Below are 21028 nucleotides of genomic sequence, written 5' to 3'. Positions count from 1 at the left end.
GTTCAACCCGGGGGGGACGGGCTGAACATCGATTGGGGGGAGACGCCCCTACCAGTAAAAGTTTTTTGGCATCTCCATTCATCATATAGCATATTTTTTTAGAGATTGCATTAGAAAAACATGAGAAAAATTACCTTATTTATTTCTATTTTTGCGGAAGAGATTCAGGTATTTCTCTACTTCCTCTTCGGAGACCCTCTCGGGCTTTTCGGCACCGGGAGCGGGTTTGGGGGCGCGGGCGCTCTGTAATTGTCGGGCGAATTCGTCCGCGCGCAGGGTGCGCGCCCGCAGTTTGCGGGCTTCGGCAAGGATTTGGCGGTCAGAGGTGACTACAGTGACTTCGACGGAACGCTTTCCCAGCCTTTGCAGGGTGGCGATGATGGCACTGTCGGCGGTTTTTCCTTCTGCCACCCAGTGGGTGGTGATATTGCCCACCCGGCGCTCTCCGGCACGTCCCGGCGGGGCTTTGTCAAAAAACACCTCGATGGTGCAGCGTCGCAGACGGGCAAACTCCTGCAACAGCGCAAGGAGCCGTTCTTCGTCCTCAATCTGGGCAAGGTTCAGACCCGGCAGGTGGGGGATGAGGTTGTGCCCGTCAATCAGGTATTTCACAGGTTCATTTTACCCCGCTTTTATGCTATGATTCAGAAACGATGAGACGACCACGTACCTCTTTATGGCTTTACCTGCTTTTGAACGTCCTCGTGTCCGCCGCGACCATGCTGGCGGTGCTGTATGCCTGGGAGCGCACCCATGGACGTGCCCAGAGCATCCTGCCGGTGTTCCCCACCCCGGTAGCGGCGCAGGCAACCGTCACGCCCACTGCTCCTCCGCCGCCGGTTGAGGCGGCGCCTTCGCCCACCCCTTACACCGGTGAGCCGCTGGTGCAGATTGTCGCGGTGATTGGCGCAACCGACCCACAGCAGGAATACGTGGTGCTCAAACGGGTTGGAGAGGGGGATTTGAACATGGACGGCTGGGTATTGCGCGATGAAGACGGCAATGAACTGCGCTTCCCCCCCGGCTTGACGCTCTTCCCCAACGGCGGATTGCTCATCTACACCCGCACGGGAACCGATACCGTCTCGGAACTGTACTGGAACCGCTCCGAAGCCGTGTGGCGTCCGGGCGAGGTGGTCACACTGGTGGACCCCGCCGGACAGGTGCATGCCACCTACACGGTGCCCTGAGTGCGGCATATGGCTTTTGGGGCAGGTTTCGAGTAAAATCATCCCGCAAACACGCAAGGAGGGCATTCCATGGCGCAAGCCCTGTACCGCAAATGGCGCCCCCGCCTGTGGGAACAGGTGGTGGGGCAGGACCACATCATTCAAACGCTGCGCAACGCGGTGCGCACCGGCAGGGTAGGACATGCCTATCTCTTTGCCGGCCCGCGCGGCACGGGCAAAACTACCACCGCGCGCCTGCTCGCCAAAGCGGTGAACTGTCTGGACGAAGACCCGGCAAACCGCCCCTGCGATCACTGCGCGCACTGCGTGGCGGTCAACGAAGGGCGCTTTCTGGACCTCATCGAGATTGACGCGGCATCCAATACCAGCGTGGAAGATGTGCGCGACCTGCGCGACAAAATCAACTTTGCCCCCTCGCAGGGGCGCTACAAGGTGTATATCATTGACGAAGTGCACATGCTCTCCACAGCGGCGTTCAACGCCCTGCTGAAGACGCTGGAAGAACCTCCCCCGCATGCTATTTTCATTTTAGCCACCACCGAGGTACACAAAATCCCTGCTACGGTGCTGTCGCGCTGTCAACGCCATGAGTTTCGGCGCGTTCCGGTTCAGCAGATTGCCGCGCTCCTGCGCCAGAAAGCCACCGAGGACGGTCTGGCGGTGGATGAGGATGCGCTGGTGATGATCGCCCGGCAAGCCACCGGCAGTTTCCGCGATGCCATTTCCATTCTCGATCAGTTGTCGTCCACTGGCGAGCGGGTGTCTCTGGAGATGGTGCAGAGTGTACTGGGCACCGCGGCGGGCGAACCCATCCGGCAACTGGTGGATGCCATTCTTGCCCGCGATGCCGCCCGGGGCTTGCAAATCATCCAGCAGACGCTGGACGGCGGCGCCGATCCGCGCCAGTTTGCCCGTCAGGTGGTGGATTACCTGCGCGGGCTGTTGCTGGTGCGCATGAACAACGCTGCGCTGGTGGATGCCACCCCGGAAAACCGCGCTCAAATGGCGGCGCAGGCAGGACGCTTTGAGGTGGAGCAACTGGTGGAGGTCATTCGCCTGTTTCACACTGCCGCCGTCGAGGCACGCACGGCAGTGCACCCCGGGCTGGGGCTGGAACTGGCGCTGGTGGAAGCCACGCTGGACAGAACGTCCCCCGAGGCGCCGGGGATGAACCGCCCTGTGGCGGATTCGCCGCAGATGCCCGCCCCGGCTGAGTCCCCTGCTGTCTCTTCTGCCCCTGCCAGAGCAGAGCGGGCAAAGGTCAGTCCGGCTCCGTCAGCAAAGCCCGCGGCAGGTGCATCCGTCCCAAAATCTGCCCCGGCTTCTGCCGACCGGGCGCCTGTCTCTCCTGGAACGTCTGCCGGTTTGACACAGGAACATCTGCGCCAGAACTGGGACAAAGTGCGCGCGCTGGTGCGGGGGCGCAACAGTTTGACTGCGGCGGCGCTCAATTCCTGCCGCACCTATGCGTTGAAAGACGGGGTGCTGGTGCTGGTGTATCAGACCGAGGTCTTGAAGAAAAAGATGGAAACAGAGGATAACCTTGCCCTGCTGCGTACCGCATTGAAGCAGGTGCTGGGTGTGGACGTGCCAGTGCGCTGTGTGGTCAGCCCCAGGGGAACCCTTCCGGATGAAAGCGAGAGCGGTTCGGACAACAGCATGGTGCATGTGGCGCGCTCACTGGGCGGGGAACTGGTGGATAAACGCGAACACCCCTTCCCCGACGCGGAGGAATCGGGTACATTTTAGAGTGGAGGTTGAACATGGCAAAAGGATTCAATCGCCCGCCGGTGGGCGGGGGCGGCAACATGATGGCACAGTTGAAAAAACTGCAGGAACAGATGGAGCAGGCGCAGGCGCGCCTTGCGGAAGAAACCGTCACCGGTACTTCGGGCGGCGGCGCCATCAAAGTTGTGATGACTGGCGATCAGCACTGCAAAGCGGTAGAAATCGCCCCGGAACTGCTTCAGGAAGTCGACGCCGATATGCTTCAGGATATGCTTCTGGCGGCAATCAATCAGGCGCTGGAACTTTCCCGCCAGAAACAAGAAGAAATGCTTGGACCCCTGGCGGGTGGACTGGGTGGTCTGGGAGGACTGGGTTTCTAAATGGCTGGTTTACCGGCACCACTGGAAGCCCTGATTACCGCGTTTGAGCGTTTGCCGGGTATCGGTCCCAAGACGGCATCGCGGCTGGCGTTTTTTATCCTGCGCCAGCCAGATGAAGTGGCTCAGCAGTTAGCCGAAGCCCTGCTGGCAGTGAAAAGTCAGACGGCAAACTGCCCGGTGTGTTTTAACATCATGCTGGCGGGGCAGGAACGCTGTCAGATTTGCGCTGACCCGCGCCGCGATGAGTCGCAGTTATGCGTGGTGGAAGACCCGCTGGATGTGCTGGTGATCGAGCGCACCGGCGGCTTTTTGGGGCGGTATCACGTTCTGCAGGGCGTGCTGAACCCCATTGAAGGCATTGGACCGGAGCAGTTGCGCATCCGCCCGCTCATCGAACGGGTGCAGGAAGGCAGGGTGCGCGAGGTGATCATTGCCACCAACCCCAGCATGGAAGGCGACGCCACTGCCCTGTACCTGCGCCAGCAGTTAGCCCCGCTGGGCGTGCGCATTACCCGGCTGGCGCGCGGCTTGCCCATGGGCGGCGATCTGGAATACGCCGATCAGAACACCCTTCTGCGGGCGCTGGCTGGCAGGCAGGAATTGTGACGTTTATCGCCTTTTTGGGTCATGCTGTCATGTGATAGCCGGGCAAGAATCACGTATAATAAATTGGGTATCTACACCCCGCCTTTTCTGCCTTCAAGTTTCCAAGCGGGGTATCGCTTGACTTTCAGAAAGGTTGATGGTATAAAAATCTCACCCTTTATGGAAACTTTCCAGAAAGTCGTTCAGTTCAACATTCTTTTGGGAGAAGATGGTTGGCAGCCAGTCCAGCATGGTGTTGCGCAACCATTTTTCCGCTATCGGGCGGCTTGAAGCCCGAAAAAATCTTTCAATCCAAATCCTGTAGGAGGAGATAGGACATGAAGCAAAAGTCAATGCTGGTTCTCGCTCTGGTTGTTATCGCCAGCCTTGTCCTCGCCGCCTGCCAGCCTCAGACGATTGTTAAGACCGTCGAGGTGACCAAAGAGGTCAAGGTGGTAGAGACACAGGTTGTCGAGAAGACCCAGGTCGTCGAGGTGGAGCGCAAAGCCTTCACCACCCCGCATCCCATCCTGAGCGACCTTAAGGTTCGCCAGGCCATGTATCACTGCACCAACAAACTGGATCTGGTGAAGGCGGGCTACCCGCTGATCAGCGATGAAGACGCCGCCAAACTGATCATGGATACCTTCATCCCCAAGAACCACTGGGCTTATGCGGGTGAAGGCGCGGTGCAGCAGTATCCGTTTGACCCCGAAAAAGGGAAAGCCCTGCTCGAGGAAGCTGGCTGGAAGCTCCCCGAGGGCGCTAACGTTCGCCAGAAGGATGACGGCACGGTGCTGGCTCTGAAGTTCTACACCACCACCGCGGCGTTCCGCCAGGCATGGGCGGCTGTGTGGGAAAAGCAAATGGCTGCCTGCGGCATCCAGATCCTGCGCAACCACGTCCCGGCTTCCTGGTGGTTTGGTGATACCACCGGTCTGCAGGTGCGCGATTTCGAAATCGGCGCCTTTGCGTGGGTTGGTCAGGCTGACCCCGGTGGCCAGACGCTGTGGGCTTGCGATCAGATCCCGCTGCCCGAGAACAACTGGCAGGGTCAGAACTACATGGGTTGGTGCAATCCCAAGGCTGATGAAGCCATCAAGAAAGCCAACAACACCCTGATCAAAGAAGAGCGCATCAAGTGGTACAAGGTCGTCCAGGAAGAGTACGCCAAGGACGTTCCCGCTATCCCGCTGTTCAACCGCACCGAGACCTTCTCGGCTGTGTCTACCCTGCAGGGCTTCGCCCCCACCCCGGGTGAAGAGTACTACACCTACAACGTCTATGACTGGGAGATCCCCGGAAAAGACACCATCGTGATCGGCTTCACGCAGGAACCTGCCTCGCTGTTCACCCTGGTTGAATCCGCCATGGTGGCGAACCTCGCCGCCGGTCTGATGGGCTTCCGCTCCTACACCAGCCTGAACTACGACTTCCAGCCCGAAACCATGAAGCAACTCTCCACCATCGAGAATGGTCTGGCGCAGAACAATGACGTGGAAGTCAAAGAAGGCGATATGGTGCTGGATGCCTCCGGCAACCCCGTCAAACTGGAGAAGGGCGTGAAAGTCATCAACTCCGAGGGCCAGGAAGTCGAATTCGACGGCACTCCGGTGAAGATGAAACAACTGGTGGTCAAGTATGAGTTCCGCGATGATTTGAAGTGGCAGGATGGTTCTCCGGTTACCCAGGCAGACTTCGAACTGGGTTACAAGATCGCCTGCGACCGCGAATCTGGCGCCACCACCTTCATCACCTGCGACAAGACTCAGGCGATTGAATTCAACGGTCTGTCCTACACGGTGACGTGGCTGCCCGGCGTTCAGGATCCGCTGTACTTCCTGGCGCCCTACGGCTTCTACCCGAGCAACCAGCCCATCGAGAGCGAAGGTCCTTACAAGGGCAAGACCCTGAAGGACGTCCCCGCCAAAGATTGGGCGACCCTGCCCGAGGTGGCTGAGAAACGGTGGTCCTATGGTCCGTACGTGATCAAGGAATGGGTGAAGGGCGAGAAGATGGTCTTCGAAGCCAACCCCAATTACTATCGCCCGGTCAAGACCAAGAACCTGGTGATCGCCTTCTTGACCCCCGAAAACGCCGAAGCGCAACTGCTCACCGGCGCGGTGGACCTGCTCGGTTCCGAAACTCTGGCTGGCCTGACTGAACAGTTAGTCAATGCTGAAAAGGAAGGCAAAGTCAAGAACTACGTGATCGCCGGCGCCACCTGGGAGCATATTGACTTCAACCTCTGGGTGAAGTAAAATCCCACTCTGGGAGACTCGAATGGGCAGATGGTGCTCTCTCCCATGGGGGCTCATCTGCCCATTCTTCTTGAAAAATCTTGAGATTGGGGAGTTTGTATGACCTCATACCTGATCCGCCGGCTGTTCCAGATGATCATCGTGATTCTGGTTTCGGCGGCAGCCTCCTACGCACTGCTCAACCTTGCTCCAGGCGGGCCGCTTACCGGTTTGCGACAAATGCAACAGAACAGTCGTTTTCGTATTACCGAGGAAGATTTTGCGCGCATCCGGGCTTACTTTGAACTCGATCTTTACCTGCCGGTGCGCTTCAGCCGCTGGTTGATTGGCTTCCCCAGCGGTCCGGTCAAAATCTTCGGACAGGAACTCTTTGCCAATGTACCTGTGGGGTGTTACAAAGAGATTCAGGCGACCTTCCAGGACGCCAAAGGCAACTTCAGTGTGCGCACCATTGGGTGTAAAGAGTACGTGTACTTGAAGGACCTGGAAGGGCGTCGCGTGAGCAAAGGCGTCCTGCGCGGCGATTTTGGCAATTCGTGGCGGTTAAACCGCGATCGCCCGGTGGTGGATTTGCTGGTGAGCCGCATCCCCAATACAGTCAAACTGATGGGCATTTCCACCCTGCTGGCGCTGGTGATTGGTCTGCCGCTGGGGGTGTATTCGGCGGTCAAGCAGTACAGCCGCTTTGATTACATCTTCACCTCGCTGGCGTTCATGGGGTCTGCCATGCCGACCTTCTTCTTCGGCATCCTCTCCATCATGATCTTCTCCATTGTGCCCAATCGTCTGGGGTGGTTTTACCTGCCTGCGGGGAGCGCTACTGCTGTGCGCGATTACACCATCCCCCTGCTGGGTACGGTGAAAGCCGGTTCCGGGCTGGATCAGGGGTTGCATCTGGTTCTGCCGGTGTTTGTGCTGACCATCGTCAGCATTGCCGGGTGGAGCCGTTTCATCCGCGGAAGCATGCTGGAAGTGTTGCGCCAGGATTACGTGCGCACAGCCCGCGCCAAAGGGTTGGTCGAACGGGTGGTGATTATGAAGCACGCCCTGCGCAATGGCTTGATCCCCTTTGTAACCATTGTGGTCTTTACCCTGCCGGGGTTGATCGGAGGTGCCATCATCACCGAGACGATTTTCTCCTGGCCCGGTATGGGGCGTCTGTACTTCCTCGCGCTGGGGGACTCGGACTACCCGACCGCCATGGCGATCCTCTTCCTGACAGCGGTGTTGACGGTCATCGCGACCTTACTGCGCGACATCCTCTACACCATTGTTGACCCGCGCATCCGATTCTCGTAGGAGGAAACCCGAAAATGGCTACGAAAGCAGCAACAGTCAGTTCCGAATCGATGCGCACGGTCAAAGAGGAAACTCCTTTTGCCATTGTCATGCGGCGTTTCCGAAAGCACCATTTAGCCATGGTTTCGCTGGGGGTGATGATTTTTATCTTCGTAATATCGGTCTTTGCTCAGCAGATTGCCCCCTTTGAGCCGGATGAGGTGGATGTGAATGCCCGCTTTGTGGCTCCCGGAACCACAGTGGATGGGAAACTGCATCTGCTTGGCACGGATAACATCGGGCGCGATTACTTTTCTCGTCTGCTCTACGCCGGGCGCATCTCTCTCACCGTGGCGGTGCTCTCGGTGCTGGTTTCTGAACTCATCGGAATCATTGTCGGTTCCATTGCCGGTTTCTACGGCGGTTGGATCGACTCGGTCTTAATGCGCTTTGTGGAGTTCCTGCTCACCATCCCCAGTTTGCCGCTTCTGCTCATCGTTTCTTCGATGCTCATCCGCAACCCGGATCTTATTCCCATTCCGGATGCAGTGTTGAATGTACTGGGCAAAGTCATGCTTTTGCGTCCCAGCGATGCCCGTCAGGCGGTGCTTATTGTCATCGTGCTGGCAGGTCTGGGCTGGCTGACTGCGGCGCAGTTAATGCGCGGCATGATCCTCACCCTGCGGGAACAGACCTTTGTGGAGGCGGCGCGTTCACTGGGGGCTTCCAACGCGCGCATCATCTTTGTGCACATGATTCCCAACGCGCTGGCGCCCATCATCGTGGATGCCTCGCTGGCTCTGGCGGGTTATATCGTGGCGGAGGCTTCGCTGTCTTTCCTGGGCTTCGGTATTCAGGATCCCATTCCCACCTGGGGAAATATGCTTTCTGCCACGCAGACTTACATGTACGACCGCCCGTGGCTTCCGCTGATTCCCGGTCTGCCCATCTTCCTGTGCTCGCTGGCGTTCAACTATATCGGCGATGGCTTGCGGGATGCGCTGGATCCGCGCCTGAAACAATAAAACCACCCGTTGGAGGAGCAGTACCGTGAACGAATCCACTCAAAATAAACCTTTGCTCGAGGTCAAAAACCTCAAGACCTACTTCTTCACCGAAGACGGCGTGGTCAAAGCCGTAGATGGCGTGGATTTCCACGTCAATCAGGGTGAGGTACTGGGTCTGGTTGGCGAATCGGGTTGTGGCAAAAGCGTGACCTCGCTCTCCATCATGCGCCTGCTGGGTGTGCCTGGCAAGGTGGTGGATGGCGAAATTTACTTTGCCGGTCAGGACTTGCTCAAACTGCCCGAGTCCGAAATGGTCAAGATGCGCGGCAACCGTATGTCCATGATCTTCCAGCAGCCGCAGTCCAGCCTGAATCCGGTCTTTACCGTGGGTGATCAGGTGGCGGAAGTGCTGATGATCCACCAGAATATGGGCAAGGAAGCTGCCTGGAACCGCGCCGTGGAACTTCTCGCCATGGTGGGTATCCCTGACCCGGCACGCAAAGCCAAAGCCTTCCCGCATGAGATGTCCGGTGGACAGGCTCAGCGTGTGATGATTGCCATGGCGCTGGCGCTGTCTCCCGAACTGCTTATCGCCGATGAACCCACTACCGCGCTGGATGTGACCATTCAGGCGCAAATCCTCGACCTGATTCAGGAAATGCGCGAGAAACTGGGCACCTCGGTGATTTTGATCACCCACGACCTGGGCATCATTGCCGAGATGGCGCACCGGGTAGCGGTGATGTATGCCGGGCGCATTGTGGAAGAAGCCAGCGTCAAAGAACTCTTCGAAAACCCCCTGCACCCCTACACCAAAGGCTTGATCGCTTCCATCCCCATTCTGGGCAAGGTGACCGACCGGCTGGAGGTGATTCCGGGGAGCGTGCCAAACCTGATTAACCTGCCACCGGGCTGCCGTTTTGCCCCGCGTTGCCGCCTGCGCGAGCAGTACGGACTGGAAATTTGCACCCGCGACGAGCCCGAACTGGTGGAAGTCAAACCCGGTCACAAGGTGCGTTGCTGGCTGTATGCAGATAAAGATGACCACCGGGCGCCTTTGTCGGTAGCCTGAATCAAGAGGGAGTGAGGTGCCTGATGAGCAATTCAAGTATGAACAGCAAAGATTTGATCGTCGTCAAGAACCTGAAGAAATACTTCCCGGTTCGCGCGGGGGTGTTCCAGCGCGTGGTGGCGCAGGTCAAAGCCGTGGATGATGTGTCTTTTTCCATCAAAGAGGGTGAGTGTCTGGGTCTGGTAGGCGAATCGGGTTGCGGAAAAACCACCGTGGGGCGCACCATGCTTCGCCTGACCGAACCGACGGCTGGATCGGTGTTCTACGAGGGTACAGACATCTTCAAACTCAAGGGGCGCGACCTCAAAGCCATGCGCCGCAACATTCAGATAATCTTCCAGGATCCGTATGCCTCGCTTGATCCGCGCATGCCTATCGGCGAATCGGTGATGGAAGGGCTGAAGATTCACAACATCGGCAACCCCAAAGAGCGCTTTGATATTGCCATTGACACTCTGCGCAAGGTGGGACTGGAAGATTACCATGCCCGCCGCTATCCGCATGAGTTCTCCGGTGGTCAGCGTCAGCGCATTGGCATTGCCCGCGCACTGGCACTGCGCCCCAAGTTCATTGTCTGCGATGAGCCGGTCTCGGCGCTGGATGTCTCCATTCAATCGCAGGTGCTTAACATCCTCAAGGATTTGCAGCAGGAATTTGGTCTGACCTACCTGTTCATTGCCCACAACCTGAGCGTGGTGGAGCACATCTCTCAGCGTGTGGCGGTGATGTACCTGGGCAAGATGGTGGAACTGGCGGATCGTGATGAACTCTTCCGCAACCCTCTGCACCCCTACACGCAGGCGTTGATGTCCGCCATTCCCATTCCCGATCCCAACATTAAACGTGAGCGCATTATCCTCAAGGGCGATGTGCCCAGCCCGCTCAATCCGCCTTCCGGCTGCCGCTTCAATCCGCGTTGTCCGGTGGCAATGGATCACTGCAAGGTGGAAGAACCGCCCTTCAAAGAAGTCAGCCCCATGCACTGGGTGGCTTGCTGGCGGGTGGGCTAACCCGGTTAAACGGTCTTCGCAGGGGCAACCCTGCTCTGGCACAGAGAGCGCTACCGGGCGCTCTCTGTGCTTTTAAACCGTCCCTCACACTTTTGCAAAGTGGATTGCAACGAAATTGATATACAATAAAGAAGACTTTCGGAGGGAATGGCATGACAGTGAGACGCATCCTGGTTGTGGATGACGCCCGCGATGTGGGCAGAATGGTGCAGGAAGCCTTGCGTTCGGCGTACAGGGGGGTTCCGGTGGTGTATGCGCCATCCGCCGAGGAAGCCATGCTGGAAACGTCCACCATGGCAGTGGATTTGATGATTGTGGATATCCGCCTGCCGGGCATGTCGGGGTTTGATCTGGTGCGGCGGGTGCGCGCCCGCCAGCCGGACATGCAGGTGATCATGATTACCGGCTTAAGCCCGGACGAAGAACTCAAGCGCATGAGCGCTGAAGTGGGGGCGGCGCGTTTGCTCTCCAAGCCCATCAGCATTGCCGATTTGCTGAGCGCCGTGGAGGAGGTTGTTGGAGAGAAATCCCCGGCATCCGCTCTGCCTGCGGCAAAAGAACGCAAGACCACTCCGCGCAAGGCGAAAAGCGGTGAACTGCCCCCCGCAGAACAAATTCCTCTGCCGGAGGTGGAAGTACCTGAAGCCCCATCTCCATCTCTCTCGGAGGTTCTGGCAAACCTGCGCGGCTCGCTGGGCGCCTACTCGGTGGTTCTGCTGGATGATGCCGGGCATGCCACTGCCCGCGCGGGCGACTGGATGCCCCCGCAACCGGAGGAACACATCATCCCGGCAGTGCTGGCGGCGGTCAATGCCGTGGAGAAACTGGGCAGGCAGGTGCTGGATGGTCATGCCGCCAATGCCCTCTTTGTGCAGGGGGCGCAGTTTCAGGTGGCGGCGGCGCCGATCGGGCGCTTTACGCTGGTGGTGTACCTGCGCAATGGCGCTGGCACGCTCAGGCTGGCGCTGGCAGTGGAGGAAATTCTTGCCGCGCAGACGCAGATTGCCCAGACGCTGGAGCGCATGGGAATTCTGGTCAAGCCCGTTACCAGTGTGCTGACCCCGCCTCTGGAGGAAGCGCCTGCGCCTGCAGGTATGCCGGGTCTGGAAATGCCCATGGAAGAGGTGCTGGGGGAAGAAGCGCCGGTGGATTTGAAAGGACTGGAAGAACTGCTTGCCAAACCCGAAGAGGTGCTCCCACCGGTGGATGCCGATTCGTTCTGGGATGCGGTGGTGGAAGAAAAGGGCGAAGTAAAGGTCAACCCCGATTCGCTCTCGTTTGAGGAAGCCCGCAAACTGGGCTTGCTCCCTTCGGAGGATGCAGAACCCTCTGCCTGAGGAGGGGTGAAATCTGAATGAAACAAAACAGCACACCTTTGCGGGTGTGCTGCTGGTTTAACGGGACCTTCATTCTTCTGAAGCCACCCCACCCTGCGTGGATTCTGTGGAGAATGGCTTACTCGTTCCAGCGGGTGTGGAAGACGCCTTCGCGGTCAATGCGCCGGTAGGTGTGCGCTCCGAAGTAATCCCGCTGTGCCTGAATCAGGTTGGCGGGCAACCGTTCACTGCGGTAAGCGTCGTAGTACGCCAGTGCGCTGGAGAGCGCCAGAGTGGGAATGCCCATGCCGATGGCGGTTTGCATCAACCAGCGCCAGTTAGTTTGCCGTTCGGCAACGGCTTGAGCAAATGCCGGATCGAGCAACAGGTTGGGAAGCGCCGGATCGCGCCGGTAGGCGGAGGTGATTTCCTCCAGCAGTGCCGCGCGGATGATGCACCCTGCCCGCCAGATGCGCGCCAGTTCCGCCAGTTGCAGGTTGTAGTGATATTCCTGTGAGGCAATGCTCATTAATTCAAAGCCTTGCGCATAGGCGATCACTTTGGCGGCGTACAGGGCTTGCCGGGCGGCTTCCACCAGCGGCTGGGTCTCGCCCTGGTACATGGGTCTGGGTCCGCCCAACACGCGGCTGGCAAGCACGCGCCGTTCCTTCATTGCCGAAAGCGAGCGGCTTTCTACAGCCGCCTGAATGGTGGGAACCGGCGCCCCCAGATCCAGCGCGTTCTGCCCCGTCCACTTGCCGGTGCCTTTCTGCTGGGCTTCATCGAGGATGACATCCACCAGCGGCTTGCCGGTCCATTCATCCTTGCGGCGCAGGACGTGGGAGGTGATTTCGATGAGATAGGACTTGAGTTCGCCCTCATTCCATGCCGCAAATACATCCGCCAGTTCGTCAGCGCTCATGCCAGCCCCGCGTGAGAGCAGGTCGTAAATTTCGGCAATCAACTGCATGTCGGCGTATTCGATGCCGTTGTGCACCATTTTCACATAGTGTCCTGCCCCGCCGGGACCGATGTGCGTCACGCAGGGCGCGCCGTCTTCGGCGCGGGCGGCGATGGCTTGCAGGATGGGTGCCAGGGCTTGCCAGGCTTCTGCCGATCCGCCGGGCATGATGGAGGGTCCCCACAGGGCGCCCTCTTCGCCGCCGGAGACGCCCATGCCCACAAACCACAATCCGCTGGACTCCAGTTCGCGGCTGCGCCGTTCGGTATCCAGAAAGTAGGAGTTGCCTCCGTCAATGAGGATATCGCCGGGTTCGAGCAGGGGTTTGAGTTCGGCAATCATGGCGTCCACCGGCGCACCTGCCGTCACCATCAGCAGGATGCGCCGCGGGCGCTCCAGCCCTTTCACCAGGTCGGCAATGGTTTCATACCCCACAATGCGCTTACCGGCGGCATCGCCCTGAAGGAACTCGTGCATTCTGGAAGTGGTTTTGTTAAAGACTGCCACGGTGAAACCGTTGCGCTCCATGTTCAGCACAAGGTTGCGTCCCATCACGCCCAGTCCAATCACACCAATATTTGCCAGAGTCATATACAGCCTCCCAGTGTACTTTCTTTTCGGGTTGATTATACCCGTTTTACACTCCGGCGAAAGCGCTGAAGCCCCCATCTACCGTCACCACTGTGCCGGTGACGAAGCGCGAGGCATCGGAGACGAGAAAGAGCACCGCTCCGGCGAGGTCTTCCGGTTCGCCAAAGCGTCCCATGGGGGTGTGCGCCAGCACATCCCTGCCGCGCGGGGTGGGTTCGCCGTTTTCGTCTACCAGCAGAAAGCGGTTCTGCCCGGTGACGAAAAAGCCCGGTGCCAGCGCATTGACGCGGATGGCGGGGGAGTACTCCCGCGCCATGGTCACAGCCAGCCACTGGGTGAAGTTTGCCACCGCGGCTTTGGCGGCAGAATATGCCACCACGCGGGTCAGCGGACGCAGCGCCGCCATCGAGGTGATGTTGAGGATGACCCCGCTTCCCTGTTCTGCCATACGTTCGCCGAACACCTGACAGGGGTAAATGGTGCCCAGCAGGTTCAGGTCAAGGACGGCTTTCATCGCCGCAGGCGAGAGGCGGAAGAAGGGCTGATCGGGGGCGGTGGTGGCGGCAGGGCGGTTACCCCCGACGGCGTTGATGAGGATATCCACCCGCCCGAAGGTCTCCACAATGCGCTGGCGCGCCACCCGCAGCACTTCGGGGCGCAGCGCGTCACAGCGCAGCGCCAGTGCCTTGCCGCCTTCTTTGCGCACGTCTCTGGCAAGACGCTCGGCTTTCTCCAGCGTACGGTTGAGGATGATTACCCGGGCGCCGGCGCGCGCCAGTACCCGCACCATGGCGCTTCCCAGCCCGCCCGCTCCGCCGGTAATCACCGCAACCTTCTCCTGCAGGGAAAACAGCGCATACGGATGCAGTTCGCTCATGGGTTCCTCCCGCTACCGACAGGGGGGTGGCTCCCCTGACCCTGTGGTTTCCTTTTTCATTATACTTTTCCTGCGAGAGAAGGTTCGCAGAAAGGCTCGTTTGAGCCGCTTTTGCTATATAATTGAAGAACCGAATTTATCTGACAGGCTGATGGCATGCGCCGCGAGATTCTTACCTGGAACGACGTTGATCAACTGATTGACCATCTTATCCCTCAATTTGAAGTGGAGTTTCACGCACTTCTGCTCATCACACACGGCGGGCTGGTGCCCGGGGGGATGCTGGCAGAAGCCCTGAAGGTGAACGACATCTTCATTGCCGCGGTGGATTTTCCCAATGAACTGGAAGCCGAAAAACAGCGCGAACGGGCGCGTTTGCTGGCATGGCCCAAGTTCTTACAGTTCCCCGATGAAAGTCTCCTGCGCGAGCGGCGCATTCTGGTGGTGGATGATGTTTGGGGTTCGGGACGCACCATGACGGCGGTGAAGAACCGCGTCACCGCCAGCGGGGGCATTGCCTATACCTGTGTCCTGCACTTCAACCCTTACCGCAGTCTGTTCGGCACTTTACGCCCCGACTACTACGCCGCCATCACCGATGCATACATTGTCTATCCGTGGGAAATTAAACGCGGACCGGAAGCGGTGTTACTGCGCGATTTTTAGCCTTTTGGAGACCCCGGTTTTTTGACTCAGGAAAACGCCCTCTACGCTTTTCTGAAACGTTGCCGGATGAGCGGTGAAGGCTGATGTTCAAGGTGAAGAGAGCCATAAACCACGCTCCCAATGGGTTTTCATTTAATTGATCCATCGGGAGCGTATTGATTCGCAAGGAGGAGCCCTGTGCACAACCGGCTGGTTTGCCGGAATGCCTTGCTGGCGCAGGGCTTATCGGGCAAAGGCGCGGAAGGGATTGTCCACCGTCAACCGGCGCAGGGTGGCTTCATCTACCCCGGCGGTACGCAGTCTGGGCAGGAACTCCTCCACCAGATAGGTGAACGGATGAGGCGTGCCGCCGCCGGGTTGGGCGCAGTCGTACCACCCGCGATCCATGCTGAGCAGAATCTGCGACTCGAAGCCCGCATCCAGCATGTCGAGGATGCGGCGGATGTACGCCTCGTCCTCGCTCCAGCCGATGCCGTCGTATTCGATCCACGCACCGCGGCGGGCTACCTCCAGGTTGAGGGAGAAATCGGGTTCTGCCTGAGCATGGATGGAGATGAAGCGGTGCGGGTCGAAGCCGCAGGCTTCCAGTTCGTCCATTTGCTCCAGCACCACCCGCCCGCGGATGGTGTGACTGCCAATGGCGGCTCCGGTCTTTGCGCCTGCCCGCGCGGCGGCGCGCAGAATCTTGCGCTCCACCGGCGTGATGCCGTCGTCCCCCATGCTCAACTTGATGAAGGCGGCGCGCACACCGGTGTTGCCCACGCCAACCTCCAGATCGCCCATCATCCAGGATTGCAGGATGCCTTCATCGGCGTGATGCGCCCACGCCGGCACCCACGGCTCCCGGTAGATGCCGGTGGGAACCAGAATGGGAAAATTCACTGCCTGCGAAACCGCCAGAACATGCTCCACATGCCTGCCAACGCCTTCGGGGGTGCACTCTACCAGCACGGCGATTCCGGCGGCGCGGGCGCGCTCCAGTTCGGGCGCCATCAGGGCTACCACGTCTTCGGTCTTTGCCTGACCGTGGTCGGGAGTGTCCAGCGGCCGCAAATCGACAAAAATATGCTCATGGGGCAGGATGATGCCCTCCGGCGGGGCGGAAAGCGTTCCCAGCGTGGTGTATAACACGGGCATGGTTTCACCTCCATTATACAGATGAGTTGTGTGAGGGCAGTTCGCCCAGTAAATGGGTCAGTTCGGGTTCAAAGGTCTGTGTCAGCGGGATGAGCGTTTCGGCGGGGCGCAGGCACGAGCCTTCTTCTGCCAGCATGGCGGGGGTCTCGTCCAGGGTGATGCGTCCCTGTTCGTCCAGGTCCAGCGGGTGCAGAATGCAATAAAAAGGTTTGAAACGCCAGGGGTGAAAGCCTGCCGCCTCGCCCGCCACCTGCAGGGCGCATCGGTGATCCTCGCGCAGAAACACGCAAGCCGTGCCGCCGTAATGCTCCGGCATGGGTAAGACGTTGCTGTGAATCACCCTTCCGGAAGGGGCGTAAGGGTCGATGCTTTCCTCGCCGCGGAACCACACCACCGGGTCTTGCAGAGTGGTTGGCATGTGCGGAGCAATCAGCGCGGCATGTTCCAGAAGGTCATCGCGTTCTTCCACTGCCAGCCACACCCCATGGAGACAGCAGGCTGCGCGGCACTCACCCAGGGTACAGCGGCGCATGGGTTCATCCCGCAACAGACGTGGGTTGACCGCACGGGTGTATTTCCACTTCCCTTTCATGTTCAAGATTGTAGCACGAAAAAAGGGACACATTTTAACTTTGGGCTGACAACCCGCGATGAAAGACTTGCATCCCCAAAAAGAGTGTGTTAAAATGAGAACGCAAGTCGCACCCATATTGGCATCGTTGAAAAGTGGGCAACCCCCACTTTTCTTGTTGTAACCGGTTCATTTTGGAGTAAGAGTAAGAGCGATGAAGAACGAGTTTGTACTGGCTTTCAATGAAGTGCTGGAAGAAAAGCAACTGCCGCGCGATGTGATTCTCAAAGCGCTGGAGTCGGCGATGGTTTCGGCGTACCGCCGGGCGGTCAATGCCTCGAATGCGCAGCAGGTGGAAGCCAAAGTCGATCTGGATACAGGTAAGGTGACCATCTACGCGGAGAAGGAAGTCGTCGAGCAGGTACGCGAGCCGCTGACCGAAGTCAGCCTCGAAGAAGCCCGCCGCTATAACCCCAACGTGCAGTTGGGCGATATGATTGTGGTGGAAAGCACCCCGCGCGATTTCGGTCGTGTGGCTGCGCAGACTGCCCGTCAGGTCATCCAGCAGCGCATTCGCGATGCCGAACGCCAGATGCAGTTGAATCACTACGCCAGACAGGTTGGCGAGATCGTCAGCGGCGTGGTACAGGCGGTCAATGCCCAGGGCTTGACCATCGGGCTGGAGATGCGCGCCGAAGGCACGATGCCGCGCAAAGAGATGATCCCCGGTGAGCGTTTCCGCGTGCATGACCGCGTCCGTGCGTTGATTGCCGAGGTGAAAGACTCGCCGCGCGGTCCGCAAATCATCCTCTCGCGCACGCACCGCAATTTCCTGCGCCGCCTGCTGGAGACCGAAGTGCCCGAAATTTACCACGGCATTGTGGAGATTCGTTCTATCGCCCGTGAACCCGGCGAGCGCGCCAAGGTTGCTGTCTCTGCCACTCAGCCCGGCATTGACCCTGTGGGTGCCTGCGTGGGCATCCGCGGTGTGCGCATCCAGGCCATTGTGCGCGAATTGCATGATGAGAAAATTGATGTGATTGAATGGAACGCCGACCCGGCGGTGTACATCGCCAAAGCGCTCAGCCCGGCGCGGGTAACCGGCGTGTATCTGGACGACAGGTCCTCGGTTAGCAAGACTGCCACGGTGGTTGTCCCCGAGGATCAGTTGAGCCTTGCCATCGGGCGCGATGGTCAGAATGCCCGCCTTGCCGCCAAACTTACCGGCTGGCGCATTGACATCAAGAGCCTGACCGAAGCCGCTGCTGAAGCCCTGCATCGCCTGCAGACCGACCCCGAATACGCGCAGATTGCCGAAGTGGAACGCGAAGCCGCAGAAGCCGTCAGCGGACTGCTGGCGCGCAAAGCCGAAGGGCGTCCGCTCTCTTCCGAAGAATACGACCGCATGGCGCAGTTTGTGGATCGCGTCCAGCGCCGTGCCAGCCGCCGCGCCATGGAGAAAAAGGCAGAGGAAGACAACCGCGTTCAGTCCATCCGCGCTTCCATCCCTGCCGAAGCCTTCCAGACCAGCATCCTCGACAGCGGTCTGCCCGAGCATGTCGCTTACCTCTTGCAGGAAGGCGGCTTCTCCACCGTGGGCGAAGTAGTCATGCAGATGAAACTCGACCCCGATCAAATCCTCAAACTGCAGGGAATTGGTCCAAAGGCGATGAGCGAGATCACTGCCCTGGTTGAGCGTACCGTGGTCACGGCACAGCCTCAGGAAGAACCCGAAGCGGTTGCCCCATCTGCAGAGGTAGCACCCGTCCAGATGGCTGTTGAACCTGTGACGGATGAAACCGTGGCGGAGCCGGAAATGGCTTTGCCAGTGGAAACGGTCGAGGCGGTCAGCCAGCCGGAGATGGCGGCGGCACCGGTGGCGGAAGAGGAAACGGAGGAACTCTCCTTTGATGAACTCTTCACCCTGCGTGCGGATGTGCCTGTGGACGTGGTAGATGAAGAGGAAGAAGAGACATCTACCGATAAGAAGGGCAAGAAATCCAAGAAGAAGAAAAAAGGCTCCCGCTTTGTGGAGTACGACCCCGATCGCGATGTGTCCTTCATCCGCAAGAAGCACAAGCGCGGGGAAGACTGGGACTGGGAGTAATTCGGATTTTCCGGGCTGGGAGACCAGCCCGATGAAAAGAAGAACGTAGAGGTGACAAAGAAAACGGTTCAACGGGTAAAGCATGTGCCTCAGCGCACCTGTGTGGGGTGCCGGCAGGTTCTCGCCAAGCGGGAACTGGTACGGGTAGTCCGCACGGCGCAGGGGGTGCGCCTCGATCCCACCGGAAAAGCGGCGGGACGGGGGGCTTACGTTCACGCCTTACGCTCGTGCTGGGAACGCGCTCTCAAAGGGGCGCTGGCACATGCCCTGAAAACCGAATTGAGCGGTGAAGACCGGGAGCAGTTGCTGGCATATGTGGCGCAACTCCCGCAGGAGGAAGAATCCTCCGAAAGCCATCCAGGACAACAGGGGAATGACATGATGCCATGAAGGTTTGATCTTCCTGTGCGTCCTGCATACAGGTTGCCTCCCGGACAACGCCGCAGTGTGTAAGCCCCGCAAATGGGGATTGAGTGTGATTATCAAGGAGGTGAACATGAGTGACAACGGGCGCAAGAAGATCGAACTTCCCATGAGCATTACCGTGCGTGAACTGGCACAGCGTACCGAATCCAGCCCTATTCAGGTGATCAAGATCCTGATGTCCAACGGGGTGATGGCAAACATCAACCAGCAGATTGATTTCGACACTGCCGCCATCGTGGTCTCGGAACTGGGCTTTGAAGTCGTTGCCGAGAGCATGGTTGAAGAGGAAAAAACCGAAACCGGCGAAATTCCTCTGTGGCGGCGCACTATCCTCGCCGAAAAGCCCGAAAACCTCATTCCTCGCCCTCCGGTGGTCACCATCCTGGGTCACGTGGATCACGGTAAAACCACCCTGCTGGATGCCATCCGCAACACCAACGTTGCCGAAGGCGAAGCCGGTGGCATTACCCAGCACATTGGCGCTTATCAGGTGGAGCATAAAGGGCGCCTGATTACCTTTCTGGATACCCCCGGTCACGCCGCCTTTACCGCCATGCGGGCACGCGGCGCGCAGGGCGCCGATATTGTCATTCTGGTGGTTGCCGCCAACGACGGCGTGATGCCGCAGACCCGTGAAGCCATTGCCCATGCCCGCGCCGCGCGGGTGCCCATTGTGGTGGCGCTCAACAAGATTGATCGTCCCGATGCCAACCCCGACTTTGTCAAACGCCAGTTAGCCGAACTGGATCTCGTCCCTGACGAGTGGGGTGGCAATACCCTGGTCGTGCCTGTTTCTGCCAAACAGCGCATTGGACTGGAAGATCTGATGGAAGCCATCCTGCTTACTGCCGAGGGGATTGATATCCGCGCCAACCCCAAAGGCAAGGTGATTGGCACGGTGGTGGAAGCCCAGGTGGATAAGAGCCGCGGTCCGGTCGCCACCCTGCTGGTGCAGAACGGCACGCTGGAGGTGGGCGATATCATTGTTGCCGGAACAGCCTACGGTAAACTGCGCGCCATGTTCGACTTTCGCGGGCGCAAGATTCGCTCGGCAGGTCCTTCCACGCCGGTGCAGGTGATGGGCTTAAGCGAGGTGCCTGAGGTGGGTGAACTGTTCACCCGTTATGCCAGTGAGCGTGAAGCCCGCGCTGTAGTGGAACAGCGCAAGATGGAAGCGGCGCAGAAAGCCGCCCGTGTGCCCAAAGCCACCCTTGAGGAACTCTTCTCGCGGGTGCAGGCGGGCGAGGAAAAGGAACTCCGTCTCATCCTCAAGGTGGACGTACAGGGGTCGCTGGAGCCGATCATTAACTCCATCAACGATTTGCCCAAGGGTGAAATTAAAGTCAACATCCTGCACGCCGAAGCGGGCAACGTCACCGATAACGACGTCCTGCTGGCGAGCGCTTCCAAAGCCATCATCCTGGGCTTCAACGTGCAGGCAGAACCCAGCGCCCGCCGTCTGGCAGAAGCCGAGGGTGTATCCATCCGCCTGTACGATATCATCTACCGTCTGACCGAAGATCTGGAGAAAGCCCTCAAAGGCATGCTCGAACCGGCAACCCGTGAGGTGGTGGTGGGCAAAGCCAGCGTGCTGGCGGTTTTTACCATTACTAAAGTGGGCAATGTCGCCGGATGTCGGGTGACGGAAGGCGAAATCCGCCGCAACGGCAAGGTGCGGGTGTTCCGCAACGGCAAACAGTTGTTCGATGGCGAGATAGCCTCGCTGAAGATTCAAAAGGACGATGTGCGCGAAGTGCGCGCCGGATACGAGTGCGGGATTGGCATCCGCAACTTCAATGATATTCAGCCCGGCGACGTCATTGAGTGCTACATCATTGAAAAGAGTGCGTGATTTTCTCCTGCGC

Annotated in this window: 19 protein-coding genes; 14 read left to right on the top strand and 5 right to left on the bottom strand. The window is 59.0% G+C overall.

Annotated features, from left to right (window positions below):
* Nucleotides 1-135 precede the first annotated feature (135 nt).
* Nucleotides 136-612: an NYN domain-containing protein gene (locus tag LHF31_RS13840; RefSeq protein WP_303774359.1), complete on the bottom strand. Its 477-nt coding sequence runs from the start codon at nt 610-612 to the stop codon at nt 136-138.
* A gap of 41 nt (nt 613-653) precedes the next feature.
* On the opposite strand from LHF31_RS13840, the gene LHF31_RS13835 reads away from it, so the two are divergent.
* The 10 genes from LHF31_RS13835 (at nt 654) to LHF31_RS13790 (ending at nt 11848) form a co-directional block, all read left to right on the top strand.
* Complete coding sequence (locus LHF31_RS13835; protein WP_303774357.1) at nt 654-1190, top strand: lamin tail domain-containing protein; 537 nt, start codon at nt 654-656, stop codon at nt 1188-1190.
* Nucleotides 1191-1259: 69 nt separating this feature from the next.
* A complete protein-coding gene (dnaX, locus tag LHF31_RS13830; RefSeq protein WP_303774355.1) occupies nt 1260-2939 on the top strand; it encodes a DNA polymerase III subunit gamma/tau in 1680 nt (559 codons plus the stop codon).
* Nucleotides 2940-2953: 14 nt separating this feature from the next.
* On the top strand, nt 2954-3298 hold the full coding sequence (locus tag LHF31_RS13825; protein ID WP_013558567.1) for a YbaB/EbfC family nucleoid-associated protein: 345 nt from the start codon (nt 2954-2956) through the stop codon (nt 3296-3298).
* On the top strand, nt 3299-3904 hold the full coding sequence (gene recR / locus LHF31_RS13820; RefSeq protein ID WP_013558568.1) for a recombination mediator RecR: 606 nt from the start codon (nt 3299-3301) through the stop codon (nt 3902-3904).
* 317 nt (nt 3905-4221) lie between these two features.
* On the top strand, nt 4222-6144 hold the full coding sequence (locus LHF31_RS13815; RefSeq protein ID WP_303774351.1) for an ABC transporter substrate-binding protein: 1923 nt from the start codon (nt 4222-4224) through the stop codon (nt 6142-6144).
* 99 nt (nt 6145-6243) lie between these two features.
* Entirely contained in the window at nt 6244-7443 is a 1200-nt protein-coding gene (locus LHF31_RS13810) for an ABC transporter permease (protein ID WP_298007403.1), read from the top strand.
* A gap of 14 nt (nt 7444-7457) precedes the next feature.
* Nucleotides 7458-8447 carry an ABC transporter permease gene (locus LHF31_RS13805; RefSeq protein WP_303774349.1) on the top strand — a complete coding sequence of 330 codons (990 nt, stop codon included), beginning with the start codon at nt 7458-7460 and terminating at the stop codon, nt 8445-8447.
* Nucleotides 8448-8472: 25 nt separating this feature from the next.
* Nucleotides 8473-9501 carry an ABC transporter ATP-binding protein gene (locus LHF31_RS13800; RefSeq protein WP_303774347.1) on the top strand — a complete coding sequence of 343 codons (1029 nt, stop codon included), beginning with the start codon at nt 8473-8475 and terminating at the stop codon, nt 9499-9501.
* A gap of 23 nt (nt 9502-9524) precedes the next feature.
* A complete protein-coding gene (locus LHF31_RS13795) occupies nt 9525-10511 on the top strand; it encodes an ABC transporter ATP-binding protein (protein ID WP_303774345.1) in 987 nt (328 codons plus the stop codon).
* Nucleotides 10512-10663: 152 nt separating this feature from the next.
* Entirely contained in the window at nt 10664-11848 is a 1185-nt protein-coding gene (locus LHF31_RS13790) for a response regulator (RefSeq protein ID WP_303774342.1), read from the top strand.
* A gap of 118 nt (nt 11849-11966) precedes the next feature.
* Here LHF31_RS13790 and gndA read toward each other — a convergent pair whose 3' ends face one another.
* Both gndA and LHF31_RS13780 read right to left on the bottom strand, forming a co-directional pair.
* Complete coding sequence (gndA, locus tag LHF31_RS13785) at nt 11967-13379, bottom strand: NADP-dependent phosphogluconate dehydrogenase (RefSeq protein WP_298007391.1); 1413 nt, start codon at nt 13377-13379, stop codon at nt 11967-11969.
* 46 nt (nt 13380-13425) lie between these two features.
* Nucleotides 13426-14256 (bottom strand): SDR family oxidoreductase, encoded by an 831-nt coding sequence (locus LHF31_RS13780; RefSeq protein ID WP_298007389.1) that lies wholly within the window; start codon nt 14254-14256, stop codon nt 13426-13428.
* A 156-nt stretch (nt 14257-14412) separates the two neighbouring features.
* Between LHF31_RS13780 and LHF31_RS13775 the strand changes: the two genes are divergently transcribed.
* Nucleotides 14413-14922, top strand: a complete 510-nt coding sequence (locus tag LHF31_RS13775) for a phosphoribosyltransferase (RefSeq protein ID WP_298007386.1) — start codon at nt 14413-14415, stop codon at nt 14920-14922.
* Between the two features lie 222 nt (nt 14923-15144).
* Here LHF31_RS13775 and LHF31_RS13770 read toward each other — a convergent pair whose 3' ends face one another.
* Nucleotides 15145-16059 (bottom strand): phosphotriesterase, encoded by a 915-nt coding sequence (locus LHF31_RS13770; RefSeq protein WP_303774338.1) that lies wholly within the window; start codon nt 16057-16059, stop codon nt 15145-15147.
* Nucleotides 16060-16072: 13 nt separating this feature from the next.
* Complete coding sequence (locus tag LHF31_RS13765; RefSeq protein WP_298007312.1) at nt 16073-16651, bottom strand: hypothetical protein; 579 nt, start codon at nt 16649-16651, stop codon at nt 16073-16075.
* Between the two features lie 193 nt (nt 16652-16844).
* Between LHF31_RS13765 and nusA the strand changes: the two genes are divergently transcribed.
* From nusA to infB, 3 genes are all read left to right on the top strand, one after another.
* Complete coding sequence (gene nusA / locus LHF31_RS13760) at nt 16845-18737, top strand: transcription termination factor NusA (protein ID WP_298007310.1); 1893 nt, start codon at nt 16845-16847, stop codon at nt 18735-18737.
* Nucleotides 18738-18788: 51 nt separating this feature from the next.
* Entirely contained in the window at nt 18789-19127 is a 339-nt protein-coding gene (locus LHF31_RS13755; protein ID WP_298007308.1) for a YlxR family protein, read from the top strand.
* Between the two features lie 106 nt (nt 19128-19233).
* On the top strand, nt 19234-21015 hold the full coding sequence (infB, locus tag LHF31_RS13750; RefSeq protein ID WP_303774335.1) for a translation initiation factor IF-2: 1782 nt from the start codon (nt 19234-19236) through the stop codon (nt 21013-21015).
* Nucleotides 21016-21028: the final 13 nt, after the last annotated feature.

Source organism: Anaerolinea thermophila, from assembly GCF_020723905.1.
Taxonomy (GTDB): Bacteria; Chloroflexota; Anaerolineae; order Anaerolineales; family Anaerolineaceae; genus Anaerolinea; species Anaerolinea thermophila_A.
Note: the sequence above shows the minus strand (reverse complement) of the source record. Positions and strands in the feature narration are given on the sequence as shown.

Excerpts from the sequence above, each read along its gene's own strand:
- LHF31_RS13835 (WP_303774357.1), top strand. The coding sequence starts at position 654 with ATGAGACGACCACGTACCTCTTTATGGCTTTACCTGCTTTTGAACGTC.
- dnaX (WP_303774355.1), top strand. The coding sequence starts at position 1,260 with ATGGCGCAAGCCCTGTACCGCAAATGGCGCCCCCGCCTGTGGGAACAG.
- LHF31_RS13825 (WP_013558567.1), top strand. The coding sequence starts at position 2,954 with ATGGCAAAAGGATTCAATCGCCCGCCGGTGGGCGGGGGCGGCAACATG.
- recR (WP_013558568.1), top strand. The coding sequence starts at position 3,299 with ATGGCTGGTTTACCGGCACCACTGGAAGCCCTGATTACCGCGTTTGAG.
- LHF31_RS13815 (WP_303774351.1), top strand. The coding sequence starts at position 4,222 with ATGAAGCAAAAGTCAATGCTGGTTCTCGCTCTGGTTGTTATCGCCAGC.
- LHF31_RS13810 (WP_298007403.1), top strand. The coding sequence starts at position 6,244 with ATGACCTCATACCTGATCCGCCGGCTGTTCCAGATGATCATCGTGATT.
- LHF31_RS13805 (WP_303774349.1), top strand. The coding sequence starts at position 7,458 with ATGGCTACGAAAGCAGCAACAGTCAGTTCCGAATCGATGCGCACGGTC.
- LHF31_RS13795 (WP_303774345.1), top strand. The coding sequence starts at position 9,525 with ATGAGCAATTCAAGTATGAACAGCAAAGATTTGATCGTCGTCAAGAAC.
- LHF31_RS13790 (WP_303774342.1), top strand. The coding sequence starts at position 10,664 with ATGACAGTGAGACGCATCCTGGTTGTGGATGACGCCCGCGATGTGGGC.
- gndA (WP_298007391.1), bottom strand. The coding sequence starts at position 13,379 with ATGACTCTGGCAAATATTGGTGTGATTGGACTGGGCGTGATGGGACGC.
- LHF31_RS13780 (WP_298007389.1), bottom strand. The coding sequence starts at position 14,256 with ATGAGCGAACTGCATCCGTATGCGCTGTTTTCCCTGCAGGAGAAGGTT.
- LHF31_RS13775 (WP_298007386.1), top strand. The coding sequence starts at position 14,413 with ATGCGCCGCGAGATTCTTACCTGGAACGACGTTGATCAACTGATTGAC.
- LHF31_RS13770 (WP_303774338.1), bottom strand. The coding sequence starts at position 16,059 with ATGCCCGTGTTATACACCACGCTGGGAACGCTTTCCGCCCCGCCGGAG.
- LHF31_RS13765 (WP_298007312.1), bottom strand. The coding sequence starts at position 16,651 with ATGAAAGGGAAGTGGAAATACACCCGTGCGGTCAACCCACGTCTGTTG.
- nusA (WP_298007310.1), top strand. The coding sequence starts at position 16,845 with ATGAAGAACGAGTTTGTACTGGCTTTCAATGAAGTGCTGGAAGAAAAG.
- infB (WP_303774335.1), top strand. The coding sequence starts at position 19,234 with ATGAGTGACAACGGGCGCAAGAAGATCGAACTTCCCATGAGCATTACC.